The sequence below is a fragment of the Neobacillus drentensis genome (assembly GCF_036962125.1).
Classification (GTDB): Bacteria; Bacillota; Bacilli; order Bacillales; family Cytobacillaceae; genus Neobacillus; species Neobacillus drentensis_B.
Genome location: NZ_JBALOA010000005.1, coordinates 14,990 through 30,862, shown reverse-complemented (window position 1 = coordinate 30,862; position 15,873 = coordinate 14,990). Strand labels below are relative to the sequence as shown.

Sequence of the window (15,873 nt, the reverse complement as noted above, 5' to 3'; positions counted from 1 at the left end):
CTACATGTTTTGCTTCATCCTTATTGGTCTTCACTGAAGACCCGCGTCCACTTTCCTTACTTTTTTCCAATTATTTCAACTTCAGTTTCCATTTCTACCTCATATAAGCGGAAGATGGTTTCCTTGACATGTTGAATTAACGCAAGCACATCTTCTGCTTTCGCATTTCCAGCATTTACAATAAAATTCCCATGCATTTCTGAAATTTTTGCCCCGCCAATACTAAATCCTTTTAAACCTGCAGTTTCAATTAATTTCCCTGCGTAATTCGGAAGAGGATTTCTAAAAATACTGCCCGCACAAGGAAAATTCCATGGCTGCGTCTCTTTACGATAATCTTTGTTTTTTTGCATCTGGGCAACAATCGCTGTACGGTCACCCTTTACCAAGTCAAAAACTGCCTCCACCACAATTCCAGGACGAGTTTTTTGGAGTACGGATGTTCTGTATGAGAACTCCATTTCTTGGTTTGAAAGCCATTCGATTGTTCCATCTTCAAATAAAATATGTGCTTTGGTTAAAATATTACTAATGTCTGAACCATGTGCACCGGCATTCATATAAACAGCGCCACCAACAGAGCCAGGAATACCACTGGCAAACTCCAGCCCCGCAAGTCCTTTTTTACTAATTAGAGTCGATAAGCTTACGAGCGAATGGCCGCCACCGACCGTAATACTTGTATCATTAACCTCAAGGTGGTCCATTCCTGAACTTAACTTAATTACAGCACCTTCTATTCCCTTATCGGAAACCAACAGATTAGACCCACGTCCAATTGCACGCCAATTTAATCCATGTTTTCCAATTACACTCAACGCTGTTTTTAAATTCTCAACTGACGATGGCTCAATAAAAAGGTCGGCAGGACCCCCTATTTTCATCGTGGTATGATTGGCCAGTGGTTCATTTTTTTTAACCTTCCCTATATTTAAGGAAACTAATTCATTTACGATTTCGTCCATATTTACCACCCTAACTTTCATAGATGCATTTATTTCAGTTTATGCTAAAACCCTTTTTGGGCTACTTTTGATTTGTTTTTATCAGTTCTTGCATTAAGGAATACAGTCTGAGTGCCGAATCTGGCACACCCATTTTTCTCGCTTTCATCCTCATTTCCTCTAATTTATCCTTATTTAACAGAATCCGATCGATATGGTTTACAAGACTATTATTATTTAAATCCTTCTCCAATAATAATTCTGCAGCACCAAAGTCACTTAAGGATCTAGCGTTTTTCTCTTGATGATTATTTGTAACATATGGACTTGGAACTAAGATGCTTGGAATGCCAAGTGAAGTTAATTCTGCAAGTGTGGTAGCTCCTGCTCTTGAAACGACTAAATCAACCCCTGCCAATACCTCCGGCATATTATGAATAAATGGTTTTATGACTACATTACTAGGGTTTCCAATTAACTCAACCTCTTTTTTGACATCCTCATAATGAACGTCACCAGTAATGTAAAGGACTTGATAAGGTTTTTCAGCCAATTCAGCAAATGCCTTCACGACCGCCTCATTAATCGGCCTTGCACCACGACTGCCTCCAAAAACTAACACCACCGGCATCGTTGCACTTAAGCCAGCGGAGAGACGCCCTTGAATTCCATCCTTGCCAATTACTTCAGATGCACGTGGATTACCCGTAAAGACGGTCTTTTTTTCTGGGAAATACTCTTTAGCTTCTTCAAAGCAAATTGCTATCTTATTTACATAACGACTTAAAAATTTATTTGTTAGTCCCGGAACACTATTTTGTTCATGGATAATCGTAGGAATCCCAAGTTTCGACGCAGCATAAACCACAGGTCCGCACACATATCCACCTGTTCCTATAACAATATCCGGGTTAAACTCTTTCAACATCGTTTTACTATCTTTTACGCCTTTTAGGAAACGAAGGACCGTTTTTACATTCTCAAAGGAGAGTTTTCTTTTAAAGCCAGTAATATGTATCGCTTTAAAATCGATATTCTCCCTCGGAACTAGCTTACTTTCCAATCCATTTTTAGTCCCTATGTATAAAAATTGTGCATCTTTGTTATCTTTTTGTATTTCCCGAATGAGTGCGAGAGCAGGATAGATATGTCCCCCAGTCCCTCCACCACTAACAACTATTTTCATTTTTCCACCTCATTAACTATTTAACACTTAATTGCATACCTATCTTACTATAAAAACAATCAAAATAACGCAAATGAAAAAAGAATGTTATCTAATTGTAAAGATATGAGCCCCTCGAATAGAAATCAACAGGCATGCTTAACTCTAAATTAAAATAAAAAGAACCCTGCCACTAAACAGGGTGATGGTTCATAATCTTGAATACCTGCTGATATTAAGGAGAACACCTATCGCCATTAACATCAGGGTTAAACTAGAGCCTCCGTAGCTTAAAAATGGCAAGGTAATGCCGGTAACAGGCATTAGACCTGTAACAACACCAATATTAATCATGACTTGAATCGCAACCATCGCAATGATTCCTACCGCTAGGAAACTTCCATATAAATCTGGTGCGCCTAAAGCAATGCGAATACCTCTCCACAACAACAGTGCAAATAACAGTAATATAAAGGAACCACCAATAAAACCTAGTTCTTCAGAAAGAATTGCAAAGATAAAGTCTGTCTGTGGTTCTGGCAGGTAAAAAAACTTCTGACGGCTTTCACCGAGTCCCAGTCCAAACAAACCGCCCGGGCCAATTGCAAAAAGCGATTGAATCATTTGAAATCCACTGCCTTGCGGGTCAGACCATGGATCTAGAAAAGAAGTTATTCTTTTCATTCGATAAGGTGCAGAAGCAATTAAACCCACAAACCCAGCTACACCCAATAGTCCAAGGAAAGAAAAATGGCTAATCCGCGCACCTGCAATAAAAATCATTACGACACAGGTACCCATCATTACAGTTCCTGTCCCTAGATCAGGTTGGAGCATAATCATCGAAAAAGCAAGAAAAGCAAGACCTAGTGAAGGAATAAGCCCCTTTTTGAAAGATGTAATCAGTTTTTGACGTTCAGAAAGGTACTTTGCCAAAAAAGCAATCATTGCCAGTTTCATAAATTCGGAAGGTTGTATCGAAAAAGCCCCCACCCCTATCCAGCTCCGGGAACCATTTCTTTCATTACCAATCCCAGGAATTAACACCAGTATAAGTAGCACGAAACATACAATAAGAAAGGTTTTGGACCACGTCCGCCATGTCCAATAGTTGATGTTCATGATGAAAAACATGGCAGCAACTCCTACGCCGGCAAAAAGCGTTTGTCTTTTTGCAAAGAAAAAGGAATCATTAAATTTATATTCAGCCCAGATTGCACTTGCACTGTAAACCATAATAAGCCCTATTGCCAAAAGCGTAAATGTTACAATCATTAAAATAAAATCAGGAGTTGTTTTCTTTGTCGGCACCACCATACACCTCAACTGCTAGTTTTAGGGCTTAGCAGAACCTTAATACTGCCCCAGCGTCAGTGCACTTGTAAAAGTGTACTTCTCGACTAAGACAAGCCCTTACTTAAGCTTATGCACCGCTTCGATAAAAATGTCTCCCCTGACTTCAAAAGTTTTATATTGATCCCAGCTCGCACAGGCTGGAGATAATAAAATAACATCACCTGATTCAGAGTATCGATAAGCCTCAGGCACCGCCTTGTCAACATTATCGACACGCTTAATAAGTTTTATTCCCGCTTCTTTTCCAATGCGCTCTAACTTTGGCGCGGTCTGCCCAAATGTAATCATTGCTTTTACATTTTTTAAATAAGGGAGAAGTTCATCAAACTCATTTCCGCGATCGAGCCCGCCTGCAAGCAAAATAACTGGAGCTTTAAAAGCTGCCAAGGCATTAATGGTCGCTAGAATATTCGTCGCTTTCGAATCATTATAAAACTTTCTTCCATCCACTTCTGTTACGTATTGCAGGCGATGCCTGACACCTGTAAATGTTTGGAGGACCTGCTGAATGGCACTGTTTTCTACACCTGAAAGCTTCGCTGCAGCCATCGCAGATAATATATTTTCAAGATTATGTTTGCCCGGTAAGGCTACTTGCTCTATTTCCACCACTTTTTCACCATTAAACATTATCCAGCCATCAGAAAGATAAGCTCCTTCAGTAAGGACCTTTTGGGTAGAAAAAGGAATAATAGTAGCATTAGAATGACGAGCAACTTCTAATGTTTCTTCTTGGTCGGCATTAACAATTAAATATTCAAGCTCTGTTTGATTCTTTGTGATGTTTGCCTTTGCTGCTATGTATTCCTTTTTCGTCCCATGATAATCCAAATGGGCATCATATAGGTTTGTAAGTATCGCAATTTTTGGTTTAAAATCAACAATCCCCATTAGTTGGAACGACGACAATTCAATGACGATTGTATTTTTCGCAGTTGCTTCCTCAGCCACCCCTGAGGCAACCGTCCCAATATTCCCTGCTATTAATGGGTGCTTATTATCCGCATTCAACATTTCATAAACTAATGTTGTAGTGGTGGTTTTACCATTTGTACCTGTAATTCCTATAAACGGGGCTTCCGATATTTCATATGCAAGCTCCACTTCGGTAATAACTGGAATTCCCTTTTCAATAGCTCCAGAAATCATTGGATTGTTATAAGGAATACCTGGATTTTTAACAATAAGCTCGAATCCTTCATCTAGAAGCTCAATCGGGTGGTCGCCACAAATCACTTTAATCCCTTGTTCTAATAACCCTTGAGCTTCAGGATTTTCCGAAAAAGGCTTTTTATCATTGACAGTTACAAATGCACCGAGCTTATGTAATAGTGCAGCTGCAGTTACCCCGCTTTTCGCCAAACCAAGGACAAGAATTTTTTTATGACTGAACGATTTAACCTGTTTCACTTTATAACCACACCTCTATATAGATTCCTAGTATCGCAAGAATTAATCCAACACTCCAAAACGTGACGACAACACGCCATTCCGACCAGCCTACTAATTCATAATGATGATGCAAGGGGCTCATTCGAAAAATACGTTTTCCCGTCGTTTTAAAGGAAATAACCTGTAAAATAACTGATAATGTTTCAATAACAAATACTCCGCCGATAATGATAAGCAGTATTTCAAGTTTGGTAAGAATAGCAATCGTGGCGATTGCCCCGCCGAGAGCAAGCGATCCGGTATCTCCCATAAAAACCTTTGCTGGATGGGCATTAAACACTAAAAATCCTAATACAGCGCCAACAACCGCTACTGAAAATATCGCAATTTCCACTTGTGACTGATTCCAGGCTAGGACTGCTAACGCACCAAATGCAATGGCAGCGGTACCTGACACCAACCCATCAAGTCCATCTGTTAAGTTAACTGCATTAGAAAAGCCAACTAACCAGAATATAATGAAGAAAATAAAAAACCATCCTAAATCAAATGAAGAATCTGTAAATGGTACACTAATTTCGGTAGAAAATCCTTGCTGTTTATAAATAAGATAAAAGATTACTGAAATAATGATTTGGCCAAGCAACTTTTGTTTAGAAGTTAATCCTAAATTTCGTTTTAATACAACCTTAATAAAATCATCTAAAAACCCAAGTAGTCCAAAACCAAGCGTTACAAGGAGCAGCAAATATGTTTTAACAGTCGGTTCTGAAAATTTACCTGTCATTACGAGCGTTGTAATGACAATCGAAAATAGGATCATTACACCGCCCATCGTGGGAGTTCCGGATTTTTTTTGATGGGATTTTGGACCTTCTTCACGAATGCTTTGTCCAAATTTTAACCTTCTTAAGAAGGGAATAAATACAGGAGAAAGCAATACCGAGATAAGAAATCCCATGATTATTGTGAAAAAAATAACTTGCTCAAGCATTCTATCCCCTCCTTTCAGCGGGGTTTTTACTAGTAATTTTGTTTAACATCACAGCTATATCATATGTTTGTTTATTTTTATTAAGAAGCTCTTTATGTGAAAATTTAAAGTTAGTTATCTCCATAATTTCATCTGTTTCTCCATTTAATTTTTCTAAATAACGTTTTAATAGGGTCACAATTGCCTCTGCAGGGTCAACCGTAAAAAATATGGGAAAATGGTTGGGTGTATAGCTTGGAACCTCTTCTCCTTGGTCCCAAATTGCGGCAATCGCTCCATTCGTAATCGCTTCTGAAAGGTCCCCAGGCTTTCCATGGTACGAGATATATAAACCTTTTGGCTGCGATATTTGAGCCGTGTCGCTAACAGTAACAAAGAAAAGGTTATCTTGGATTCCACGACTATTATTAAATAGACTTTCCAAGTCTTTTAAAGCTAAATACATAGCTATCTCCTCTCAATTGCTTCCCGAGCCACGAGTCGGTCGTCAAAGTTATGAACTACATTGCCAATAATTTGATAGGTTTCATGGCCTTTTCCAGCGATTAAAATGACATCACCCTCCGAAGCCTCTTGAACAGCAGTTTGAATTGCTTCTTTTCGGTCAGGTATGATTCGGTACTGTACTCCATGAATTCCTGCTTCCATTTCCTTCAATATTGCTAGTGGATCTTCACTTCTTGGGTTATCCGAAGTTAAGATTGGATCTGTGGCAAATTGACCAGCAATTTTAGCCATTAGTGGACGTTTTGTACGATCGCGGTCCCCACCACAGCCAACAATACAGTAAACCTTTTTCTTTGCAAAATGCTGAATTGTTTTTAAGACATTTTCAAGGCTGTCTGGTGTATGGGCGTAGTCAACAATCACAGTAAAATCCTGCCCCTCATTAACAAGCTCAAATCTCCCAGATACACCTGTCACTTCTTCTATTGACTTAATCACAGCATTAATATCAATTCCGGAAACAATCGAAGCAGCAATACTAGCTAAAACATTATAAACACTAAATTTTCCTATTAATTGCATTTGGACAGGGTACTTTTCCGTTTGGACAATTAGATCAAAACGGGTTCCTGAGGAAGTCATCTCGATATTCTCGGCTTGAATATCAGCCTTAGTGTCGATGCCATATGTAATGACATGTGCAGCAGTAGACTTACTATACATAACTGAAGCAGGATCGTCTGAATTTAATATCGCAAATTTAGGTTTATGATGATTAAATGTGTTACCCAGCTGGGCAAACAATAAACTCTTCGCACGTTTATACTCATCCATTGTTTTATGATAATCAAGATGGTCTTGCGTAAGATTTGTAAACACTGCCACATCAAAATCACAGCCATGGACCCTGCCAAGGTCTAAAGCATGGGAAGATACCTCCATCACTGCTGTATCCACACCAGCTTCAACCATTTGTTTAAAAGTCTTTTGAAGTGTTAAGCTTTCTGGAGTAGTATTTTTTGTTTCAATCGTCTTGTCAGCTATTTTAGTATACATAGTTCCAATGATGCCTGTTTTTTGACTTGCATCTGAAAATATTTTCTCAATTAGATGGCTGGTAGTTGTTTTCCCGTTAGTACCCGTGATACCTATTAAACGCAGGTTTTTAGTCGGCTGATCGTAAAAGGCATCTGCCAGCACAGCCATTGCTCTCGTCGTATCTTTCACAAGAATTACCGGTACATCTAGTGGTAACGGACGCTCAGCTAGTATCGCAACTGCCCCGCTTTTCACAGCGGATTCAGCATAATCATGCCCGTCTACTGTGTATCCTTTAATACAAATAAATAAGCTCCCCATTTGCACCTTCCGATTATCGTTTTCGATGGAAGTAATTTCTGGATCCACACCTTGATAAGGAACTAGAAGATGCAAATTCTCAAGCAGCTTTTGTAGAATCATTTCTCTCAAATCCTCTCATAACCGTACATACATATTACCAATATCTGCCTAGAAACTCCTCTAAAGAAAGTTCCATCTTATTTTACATTAAAATATTTCATTTTGCTATTTAGTAATATAAGCTTAATAAAAAAATTAGGCGGCGGAAATCATTCCGACCGCCTCCAAGTAATAATTTTGTAAATGTTATTCATCCTTACCAAAATATAGTCTAATTTTTGATCCTTCTTTTACTTTGGTACCTGCTTCTGGAGATTGTCTAACGACCACATCTCCCTCGCCACTTGCATCAATTTTCAGGTTAATTAGTTGATCCATTAGTTCCATTTTGGTTAGACCGGTGAAATCAGGTAATTTTATTAACGGTGTATCTGGCCATTTCAGTTTTTTCTCAATTTGATTTTTACGCGGCTTAATCCCCATTCCGCTCAATGCATCTTTCATTATATTACCAACTATTGGTGCACTGACTGTACCACCGAAGGCTGTGACTCCTTTCGGATTATCTACTGCCACATAAACGACAATTTGCGGATCATCTGCTGGGGCAAAACCAATAAATGATACGATAAAATTATTTTCTAAATATCTTCCGTTTTTCGCTTTCTGGGCAGTACCTGTTTTGCCTCCGACTCGGTACCCTTCAACAAATGCTTTCCCGCCTGAACCCTTGGCAACTACATTTTCAAGAGCATGACGAATTTCTTTCGATGTCTTTTCCGTAATAACGCGTCTTTTTTCAACCGGCGAATTTCTCATCACTATTTCTTTAGTAACTGGGTCAATTAGCTCTTTTGCGATAAATGGCTTATACAGGATCCCGCCATTTATCGCTGCAGATACAGCTGTGACTTGCTGAATTGGCGTTACTGATACACCCTGTCCAAAGGCTGTCGTTGCTTGTTCCACAGGACCAACGCGATTTAAATTGAATAAAATCCCTGTTCCTTCCCCTTGCAAGTCAATACCTGTTTTTTGACCAAAACCAAAATCCTTCACATACTTAAACAACTTTTCTTTCCCAAGTCTTTGCCCTAATTCCACAAACCCAGGGTTGCAAGAATTCTGTACTACCTCTAAAAAGGACTGATCGCCGTGTCCGCCTCTTTTCCAGCATTTTAACCGTGCACCAGCTACCTGAACAGAGCCAGAATCATGAAAATGCTCTTTTTCAAGATTTACTTTCCCCTCATTCAGTGCAGCTGCTAGGGTGATAATCTTAAAAGTAGACCCTGGTTCATAAGTGGACCAAACTGGGAGATTACGGTTATAGACCTCTTGCGGAACATTTTGGAAGTTTGCTGGATCAAAAGTTGGTCTGCTCGACATCGCTAGAATCTCTCCACTATTCGGGTTCATTGCAAGCGCAACAATTCCGTCAGGGTTGTATTTTGCTTGTGCGATATCCAATTCTCTCTCCACAACTGTTTGTATTTTCGAGTCGATCGTCAGCTTTAAATCAAGACCGTCAGTTGGTTTCTCATAATCATCTGCCATATCGTTCATTCTTTCACCTTTGGCATTTGCGTAGAATTTAACTGACCCCCGCTCACCGCTTAATTCTTTATCATAGTATAGTTCTAATCCCATCAGACCTTGGTTGTCCACTCCGGCAAACCCAAGCACATGCGAAAGATAACTTCCCATAGGATAATGCCGCTTTGAATCCTCTCCTATATAGACCCCTTCAAGACCTAAAGAGCGAATTTCTTTGGCCTTTTCATGAGAAATTTTTCTTCCTTCCTTAATCCGTACAATTCTCTCTTTTAAGGTAATATCCCGATATGCCTTCTCTTTTGACATATTTAACACCGAGGCTAGTTTTTCGGCGGTTGTCGCTGGGTCCTTAATTTGTCTTGGAACGACCCATACAGTGGGTGTACTAATATTCGTTGCCAATGGTACTCCATTACGGTCCACAATTTCTCCTCGTTCAGGTTCAAAAGGGATATTACGACTCCATGAGTCTTTAGCACCTGCAGTCAACCAATCACCAAGAACAAATTGTACATATCCAAGCCGGACATCAATAATCAAGAAGGTAAGAATACCAACGAATAGTGCAATCATTAATCGTTTACGGACAGTTACATTTGAAACGCGCATGTTTGAACGACCCTCCTTTTCCTATCGTTCATTTATATGCTTGTACTTTTTTTCTTAGAACGTATGGCAAAATCCTTAAATAAAAGAAAATCCCGCGTTGACAGCGGGATTTTCTTTTAGTCTTGAACTATTTCTTCTGTACTGTCACCAGTTTGTCCTTGAGCGTCTGTTGTAGACTGTTTTTCGTCGTTCCACTGGTCTTCAGGAGTTTTTAAATCTACTATTAAAAAATCTCCATTTCGTAAAAGTGTTTTAGGTTTAATACTTTGCCCGGTTACATACCCTATTCCCTTTGCGTTTAATTTTAATCCAGCAATATTGGCAACTTTCATTACATCTCGAAGGGACCAGCCTGTCATATCTGGAGCAAATATTTCACCATCTGTTTGGATGATTACCTTCTCCCCTTCCAAAACAGTTGTCCCAGACTCTGGCAGCTGCCTGACTACTTTTGTTCCTTTACCAATTACTACAGTTTCAATGCCCCTTGCTTTCAAATTAGCTTTAACATCGAGGACGGTATATCCATTAAAATCCGGCAATTTATTTAATTGAGCTTTTTGACTCTTGGATGGTTGTATATTTAAATAATGAAGGCTGTTTTTCATGACAGGGTTAAAGATAGCTGAGACAGGAATCGCCCCTTGGCCAGCTTCAAGACCTTCTAATTCCGGCTGCTGTACGGCAACATAAACGATTAATTCTGGGTCATTCTTTGGAGCCATCCCTAAAAATGAAAACATGTAATTATTCACACCTTGTAAATACCTTCCATTTGGTCCAGGGATATTGGCAGTTCCTGTTTTCCCAGCGACACTATACCCATCAATTTTATAGCGGCCCCCCGTACCTTTTGGTGAGGTTACAACTGTTTCAAGGATATCTCGCACCTCTTTGGCCGTTTCTTTCGAAATTGGCGTAGAAACTACTTCAGGAGCTGCTGATTTAATTATTTCTTCAGTATCATGGTTAACAATCTTTTTTACTATATGTGGTTTTATCATTTTCCCGCCATTCGCAATGGCAGTTGCCGCTTGGATTTGCTGGATTGCTGTAATTGCAGTCCCCTGCCCATAAGCGGTGGTAATCTTTTCAATTGGATAAGTATATTGGATTTTCCCAGATGTTTCATTGGGAAGGTCAATACCTGTAGGTTTATCAAAGCCAAACCTTGTTAAATATTCTCGATACTTTTCAAAACCAAGTTTCTCTTTTGCAATTTTCGCAAAAGCAACGTTTGATGAACGCTGTACACCTTCAAGATAGGTAATCTTACCCCAGCCGGAGTAATTATGATCATGGATTGCTTTATCCCTTTTCGTAACTTGATATGAACCTGATTGATAAATTTCATTCGGATTGAATACCTTTTCCTGCACTGCTGCTGCTAGTGTGAAAATTTTCATAGTTGAACCAGGTTCGAACGAGGTTTCAATCGCTTCATTATGCCAGCCATCTTCAATTCCTTCTTTTGTTTTAGGATCAAAAGATGGTCTTTGTCCCATCGCTAAGATTTCACCAGTTTTCGGATCCGCGACAATCGCAATTATTTTTTGAGGTTTATATTCTTTTGCGACTTTATTCATGGCATCTTCTAAAAAGGTTTGTATCTTTTGGTCAATTGTTAAATAAACATCATTTCCATTTTGTGCCGGAGTGATTTTTTCCTTTTCATCAGGTAGGATATAACCCCACAAATCACTTTCAAAATTAACTTTCCCATTCGTCCCTGTTAACTTATCATTTAAGATTTTTTCAATTCCCATTTTCCCCACAGATGTAATGCTTTTATCCTTTTCCTCGATCCGGTCTGCATACCCAACTACATGGGATGCAAATACACCATTAGGATAAAACCGTTTGGAATCACGAATGAAGGTTATCCCCGGTAGCTTCAGGTCATCAATATTTTTCATCTTTTGGTGATTAATATCGGTGCCTGCTTTGCCAAATTCAACTTGAAATTTATGATTTTTTATTCCTTTTGATAAGATGTTATAAATATCTAGTTCATCCATGTCTAAATACTTTGCAAGTTCTTTAGCCGTTTTGGCCGGATTTTTAACATGTTGGGGTTTTTTTGGATTTGTGGTCATCTTTTTATCCAAAATAGCAATTAGTTTATATGCATTTGTATCTTCAGCAATGACCTCTCCATTCCGGTCCAAGATATCTCCTCTTAAGGCCGCCAAATTCCCTTCCCTGCTATATTTTTCTTGTGCCTTCGCTGCAAGTGGCTGTCCATCGACTTCTCCAGTGATTTGAATTGAAAAATACCTGAAGATTAATACAAAAAAGAGCAAACCAAAAATGACAAATAAAATGGTTGCTCCTGCATTCATATATGGCTGTTTCTTGTTCATTTTTAATGCACTACCTTGACATTATTTTCGTTTTTAATAAGACCCATTTCCTTGGCCTTTTTATAAATCCGGTCATAAGCACTCATTTCGCTTACCTGAACTTGCAAATCACTATTCACTTTCTGCTGCTCAGTCACCTTAGACTCGATAATTTGAATATCTTTATTGACTTTGTATATTTGCGCTTGATTTGAAATAATATGAACAGCGCCAAAACATACAAATCCAGCAAAGACTAATCCGATAATTTTTTCACCTGGAGTGAGCCAGGATTTCTTAATTATGATTTGACTCTTTATTTGGACTTTCTGCTCTGTTTGTTGCTGTTGTTCTACTTTCTTCCTGGCAAGATTACTCAAACTTTTTCCCCTCCAGATTAATATCTTCTTCTAAATCCAGGTTTGAAACGCCGGATTTCTTCTTCTCATAGTTTCTCTGCAATCCTAAGTTTTGCAGATCGGGCACGATTGTTTTGTTCTAATTCTTCTTCAGTTGGAAGGATCGGCTTCCGTGAGATTAGCTTTAATATCGGTTTATACTCATCTGGAATGATTGGTAAACCTGGAGGTAAATTAGGGGTTTCACTTGCCTTTTTAAAGGCTGCTTTGCAAATCCTGTCCTCAAGCGAGTGGAAGGTTATCACACTTATCCTTCCTGCAGGCTTCAACATGTCAATTGCTTGATTTAGCGACTTTTCAAATACAGCTAATTCATCATTGACCGCAATTCTGACTGCTTGAAATACTCGCTTGGCAGGATGTCCACCTTTTCTTCTTGCAGGTGCTGGAATAGCATCCTTGATCAACTCAACTAATTCTGCCGTAGTTTCAACTGGTTTTACCATTCTTGCCGCTTCTATTTTTCGGGCTATTTGTTTAGAGAATTTCTCCTCACCATAGCGAAAAAAGATACGAACCAAGTCTTCATATGCCCAATGATTTATCACATCATATGCGGAAATATCGGCCTCATTATCCATCCTCATATCAAGTGGTGCATCGTGATGATAACTAAACCCTCTTTCTGGTGTATCCAATTGCGGAGAAGAAACTCCAAGGTCATAAAGGACGCCATCAACTTTAAAAATTCCCCGATTTTCAAGTTCTTCTTTTAAATATAAAAAGTTACTTTTAATGATTTCTAATCGATCTCCATATTCAGCTAACTTTTCTTTTGCGTTCACAATCGCTGTTTCATCTTGGTCAAATGCATAAAGTTTCCCATTAACTCCGAGTTTTGAAAGAATAAGGGAACTATGCCCGGCTCCACCCAAAGTACAATCCACATAAATTCCATCTGACTTAATATTCAGTCCATCAACAGCTTCATTTAATAACACAGTTGTATGTTCAAACATGTAGTAACCACCTTTTCCAATCGAACGATAGATAATAGAAAATATATTAACATAATTTATCCATTATATATCAAAGCCAATCATATTTTCTGCAATTTCTGCAAAAGATTCTTCGGACTGGTTAAAATATTCTTCCCAAATCTGTTTACTCCAAATTTCAATTCGATTGGAAACACCTAATATTACACACTCTTTTTCCAATTTTGCATACTGTAAAAGTGGTGCTGGGATGTTAATTCTTCCTTGTTTATCAAGTTCACTTTCTGTTGCTCCTGAAAAGAAGAACCTAGTAAAAGCCCGGGCATCTTTTTTTGTCAGAGGTAAGCCTTTTAATTTCTCTTCAATAAGCGCCCACTCTGATAACGGGTAACCAAACAAACATTGATCCAATCCACGTGTAATGATAAACATGTCACCAAGATCATCACGGAATTTGGAGGGCACGATAATCCGGCCTTTATTATCAATGCTATGATGGTATTCACCCATGAACATACCTTCGACCCCCACTTTCTATTAAAAATGTACCACATTCCCCCACTTTCCACCACCTATTTTTAAACTATTCTTCTTAAAACCTGTAAATCCTTTTTTATCCATTAATTTCGCAAAAAAAAAACTTCACAACTGTGAAGTTTTTACATTTTCATGACTTTATGCAGCCCATCGAATTCAAAGGTCCCTGACATTAGATCATGAATCAGATTCATTCCATATTGATTTAGATAGTAAAATATATTCCAAACCCTTTCCTGCGGAAAACCGTCAGGTCTTAATGCAAGATCAACACGGTCATATTTTTTCAGTAAAATATCGTGTTTTAACTTTCCTGCATCATAAAGTTTTGTTTCCATAAACTCGATTTCTTTCAGTAAGTAACTCTCATTTTTCTTTAACAGCGGTAGTAGGCCTCTGTCCACATCAGCTGTTTTTACTTCGATTAGTCGGTATTGATTTAGCAGTTGTTCTTTGGTACGTAAAAATAACGAAACCAGTTCTTTATCTTTAATTTCTTCTAGAAATTGGTTCCTTTCCTTTGCTGTACCATTGCTTATCACATCGGCAAGATTTAACTGTAATTCACTCACGTCTGTTTCAATTGAGCGATCAAGGATGGTAATATTCAAGCGCGGTACAATTGGCGGCATCTTGATATCAAAATGTTCGAAAACTTGCTTAAGTTCTGCCCAGTATGAAATTTCTCCCGGACCAGCAATGAAAGCGATTGTCGGAAATAACCATTCCTGCATAAGCGGCCTTGTCACCACATTATTACTTAATGCTGCCGGATTTTCCTCGGCATACTCCACTAATTGTTCTTTTGAAAAGGTTAAAGTTCCACTTTTCCCCACAAAACAATCATTTTCCTGATTATATTCAAGCAAGATCCGATCATTCATCTCTTGATCATAGAAGAAAAGGTTAGCATTTTCTTCACTTGCATCAATCGTAATCGGAAACCCTTTTTCGCCTATTTCCCTTTGTTGTGCCAATAAATGGTACGTAATCTCCTTGTGGTGAAGAATTTGCTGTTTAAAAAATTCCTTTTGAAGGTCACGAAACTCCTTGTTACCAGAATCAACAATTAATAGTCCATAATCCTTGAACAATTCCATAATAAGATTGGCAAAGAAATCAACGAAGGTGGTGGATTTTGAAATTTGTTCTTCTGCAAATTCTAAAAGTGTATTCGTGTGTTCTGTCTCACCAAAATTCTCAATTAAATTCTGCACCCAAATAAGACATTCCTCTCTATTTAACTGAATGTCAGATACCATTAGCTTTTGATGAACCCTTTCAGGGTACGTCCATTTATCTGCCTTGTTATTTACAGGTACAAAGACATGATTAACTTCTTGAAAATCATGATCTTCCCCAGCAATCCAAAAGACAGGAACAACCGGTACACCTAGCTGTGCCTCTTTTTGTTCTGCCAATTTAATAATTGAAATAACTTTATGTATTGAATAAAGCGGTCCTGTAAGGATACCTGCCTGCTGCCCCCCAATAACGACAAGGCTTTGATTTGTTTTAAGTTTATCGATTGACTTAACAACAGCTTCAGACGATGGAAACCGCTTCATAAAGCTCTCAATATGTTCAGCAACCTCGGTACGAGGAAACAATCGGTTACTTAGTTCTTCCACCCGTCTAGCATCATCGGCTGCCTCATTAAACCGGTAATGAAAAAATGGTTGGATTTCCCGAGATTGTTCCAAATAATTCGAAGCAAACCGGTTGGTTGCTGGTAAAGAGAGATTTAAAATCTCCATTCATTGTACTTCCTT

General features: G+C 38.6%; 13 protein-coding genes. All 13 read right to left on the bottom strand.

The features are described from left to right. Positions 1-56 precede the first annotated feature (56 nt). On the bottom strand, positions 57-965 hold the full coding sequence (gene murB / locus V7121_RS04745; RefSeq protein WP_335545886.1) for a UDP-N-acetylmuramate dehydrogenase: 909 nt from the start codon (positions 963-965) through the stop codon (positions 57-59). Between the two features lie 61 nt (positions 966-1,026). Continuing rightward, a complete protein-coding gene (gene murG / locus V7121_RS04740; RefSeq protein ID WP_335499518.1) occupies positions 1,027-2,130 on the bottom strand; it encodes an undecaprenyldiphospho-muramoylpentapeptide beta-N-acetylglucosaminyltransferase in 1,104 nt (367 codons plus the stop codon). Between the two features lie 189 nt (positions 2,131-2,319). Beyond that, entirely contained in the window at positions 2,320-3,420 is a 1,101-nt protein-coding gene (gene spoVE, locus V7121_RS04735) for a stage V sporulation protein E (RefSeq protein ID WP_335499521.1), read from the bottom strand. Between the two features lie 102 nt (positions 3,421-3,522). Further along, the gene (gene murD / locus V7121_RS04730; RefSeq protein WP_335545884.1) at positions 3,523-4,875 is read right to left on the bottom strand and encodes a UDP-N-acetylmuramoyl-L-alanine--D-glutamate ligase; all 1,353 of its coding nucleotides are present in this window, start codon (positions 4,873-4,875) and stop codon (positions 3,523-3,525) included. A 1-nt stretch (position 4,876) separates the two neighbouring features. Further along, the gene (gene mraY, locus V7121_RS04725) at positions 4,877-5,851 is read right to left on the bottom strand and encodes a phospho-N-acetylmuramoyl-pentapeptide-transferase (protein WP_335499524.1); all 975 of its coding nucleotides are present in this window, start codon (positions 5,849-5,851) and stop codon (positions 4,877-4,879) included. A 1-nt stretch (position 5,852) separates the two neighbouring features. Continuing rightward, positions 5,853-6,296 carry a hypothetical protein gene (locus V7121_RS04720; protein WP_335545882.1) on the bottom strand — a complete coding sequence of 148 codons (444 nt, stop codon included), beginning with the start codon at positions 6,294-6,296 and terminating at the stop codon, positions 5,853-5,855. A 2-nt stretch (positions 6,297-6,298) separates the two neighbouring features. Further along, entirely contained in the window at positions 6,299-7,759 is a 1,461-nt protein-coding gene (locus V7121_RS04715) for a UDP-N-acetylmuramoyl-L-alanyl-D-glutamate--2,6-diaminopimelate ligase (protein WP_335499531.1), read from the bottom strand. 186 nt (positions 7,760-7,945) lie between these two features. After that, a complete protein-coding gene (locus V7121_RS04710) occupies positions 7,946-9,865 on the bottom strand; it encodes a stage V sporulation protein D (protein WP_335499533.1) in 1,920 nt (639 codons plus the stop codon). A gap of 116 nt (positions 9,866-9,981) precedes the next feature. Then, complete coding sequence (locus tag V7121_RS04705) at positions 9,982-12,228, bottom strand: penicillin-binding protein (RefSeq protein ID WP_335499536.1); 2,247 nt, start codon at positions 12,226-12,228, stop codon at positions 9,982-9,984. A gap of 2 nt (positions 12,229-12,230) precedes the next feature. Continuing rightward, positions 12,231-12,587 carry a cell division protein FtsL gene (gene ftsL / locus V7121_RS04700; protein ID WP_335499539.1) on the bottom strand — a complete coding sequence of 119 codons (357 nt, stop codon included), beginning with the start codon at positions 12,585-12,587 and terminating at the stop codon, positions 12,231-12,233. A 65-nt stretch (positions 12,588-12,652) separates the two neighbouring features. Continuing rightward, positions 12,653-13,585, bottom strand: coding sequence for a 16S rRNA (cytosine(1402)-N(4))-methyltransferase RsmH (rsmH, locus tag V7121_RS04695; RefSeq protein ID WP_335499542.1), 933 nt, complete (start codon positions 13,583-13,585; stop codon positions 12,653-12,655). A 63-nt stretch (positions 13,586-13,648) separates the two neighbouring features. Further along, positions 13,649-14,080 carry a division/cell wall cluster transcriptional repressor MraZ gene (gene mraZ / locus V7121_RS04690; protein ID WP_335499544.1) on the bottom strand — a complete coding sequence of 144 codons (432 nt, stop codon included), beginning with the start codon at positions 14,078-14,080 and terminating at the stop codon, positions 13,649-13,651. Positions 14,081-14,223: 143 nt separating this feature from the next. Next, on the bottom strand, positions 14,224-15,858 hold the full coding sequence (gene bshC, locus V7121_RS04685; RefSeq protein ID WP_335499545.1) for a bacillithiol biosynthesis cysteine-adding enzyme BshC: 1,635 nt from the start codon (positions 15,856-15,858) through the stop codon (positions 14,224-14,226). Between the last annotated feature and the right edge of the window lie 15 nt (positions 15,859-15,873).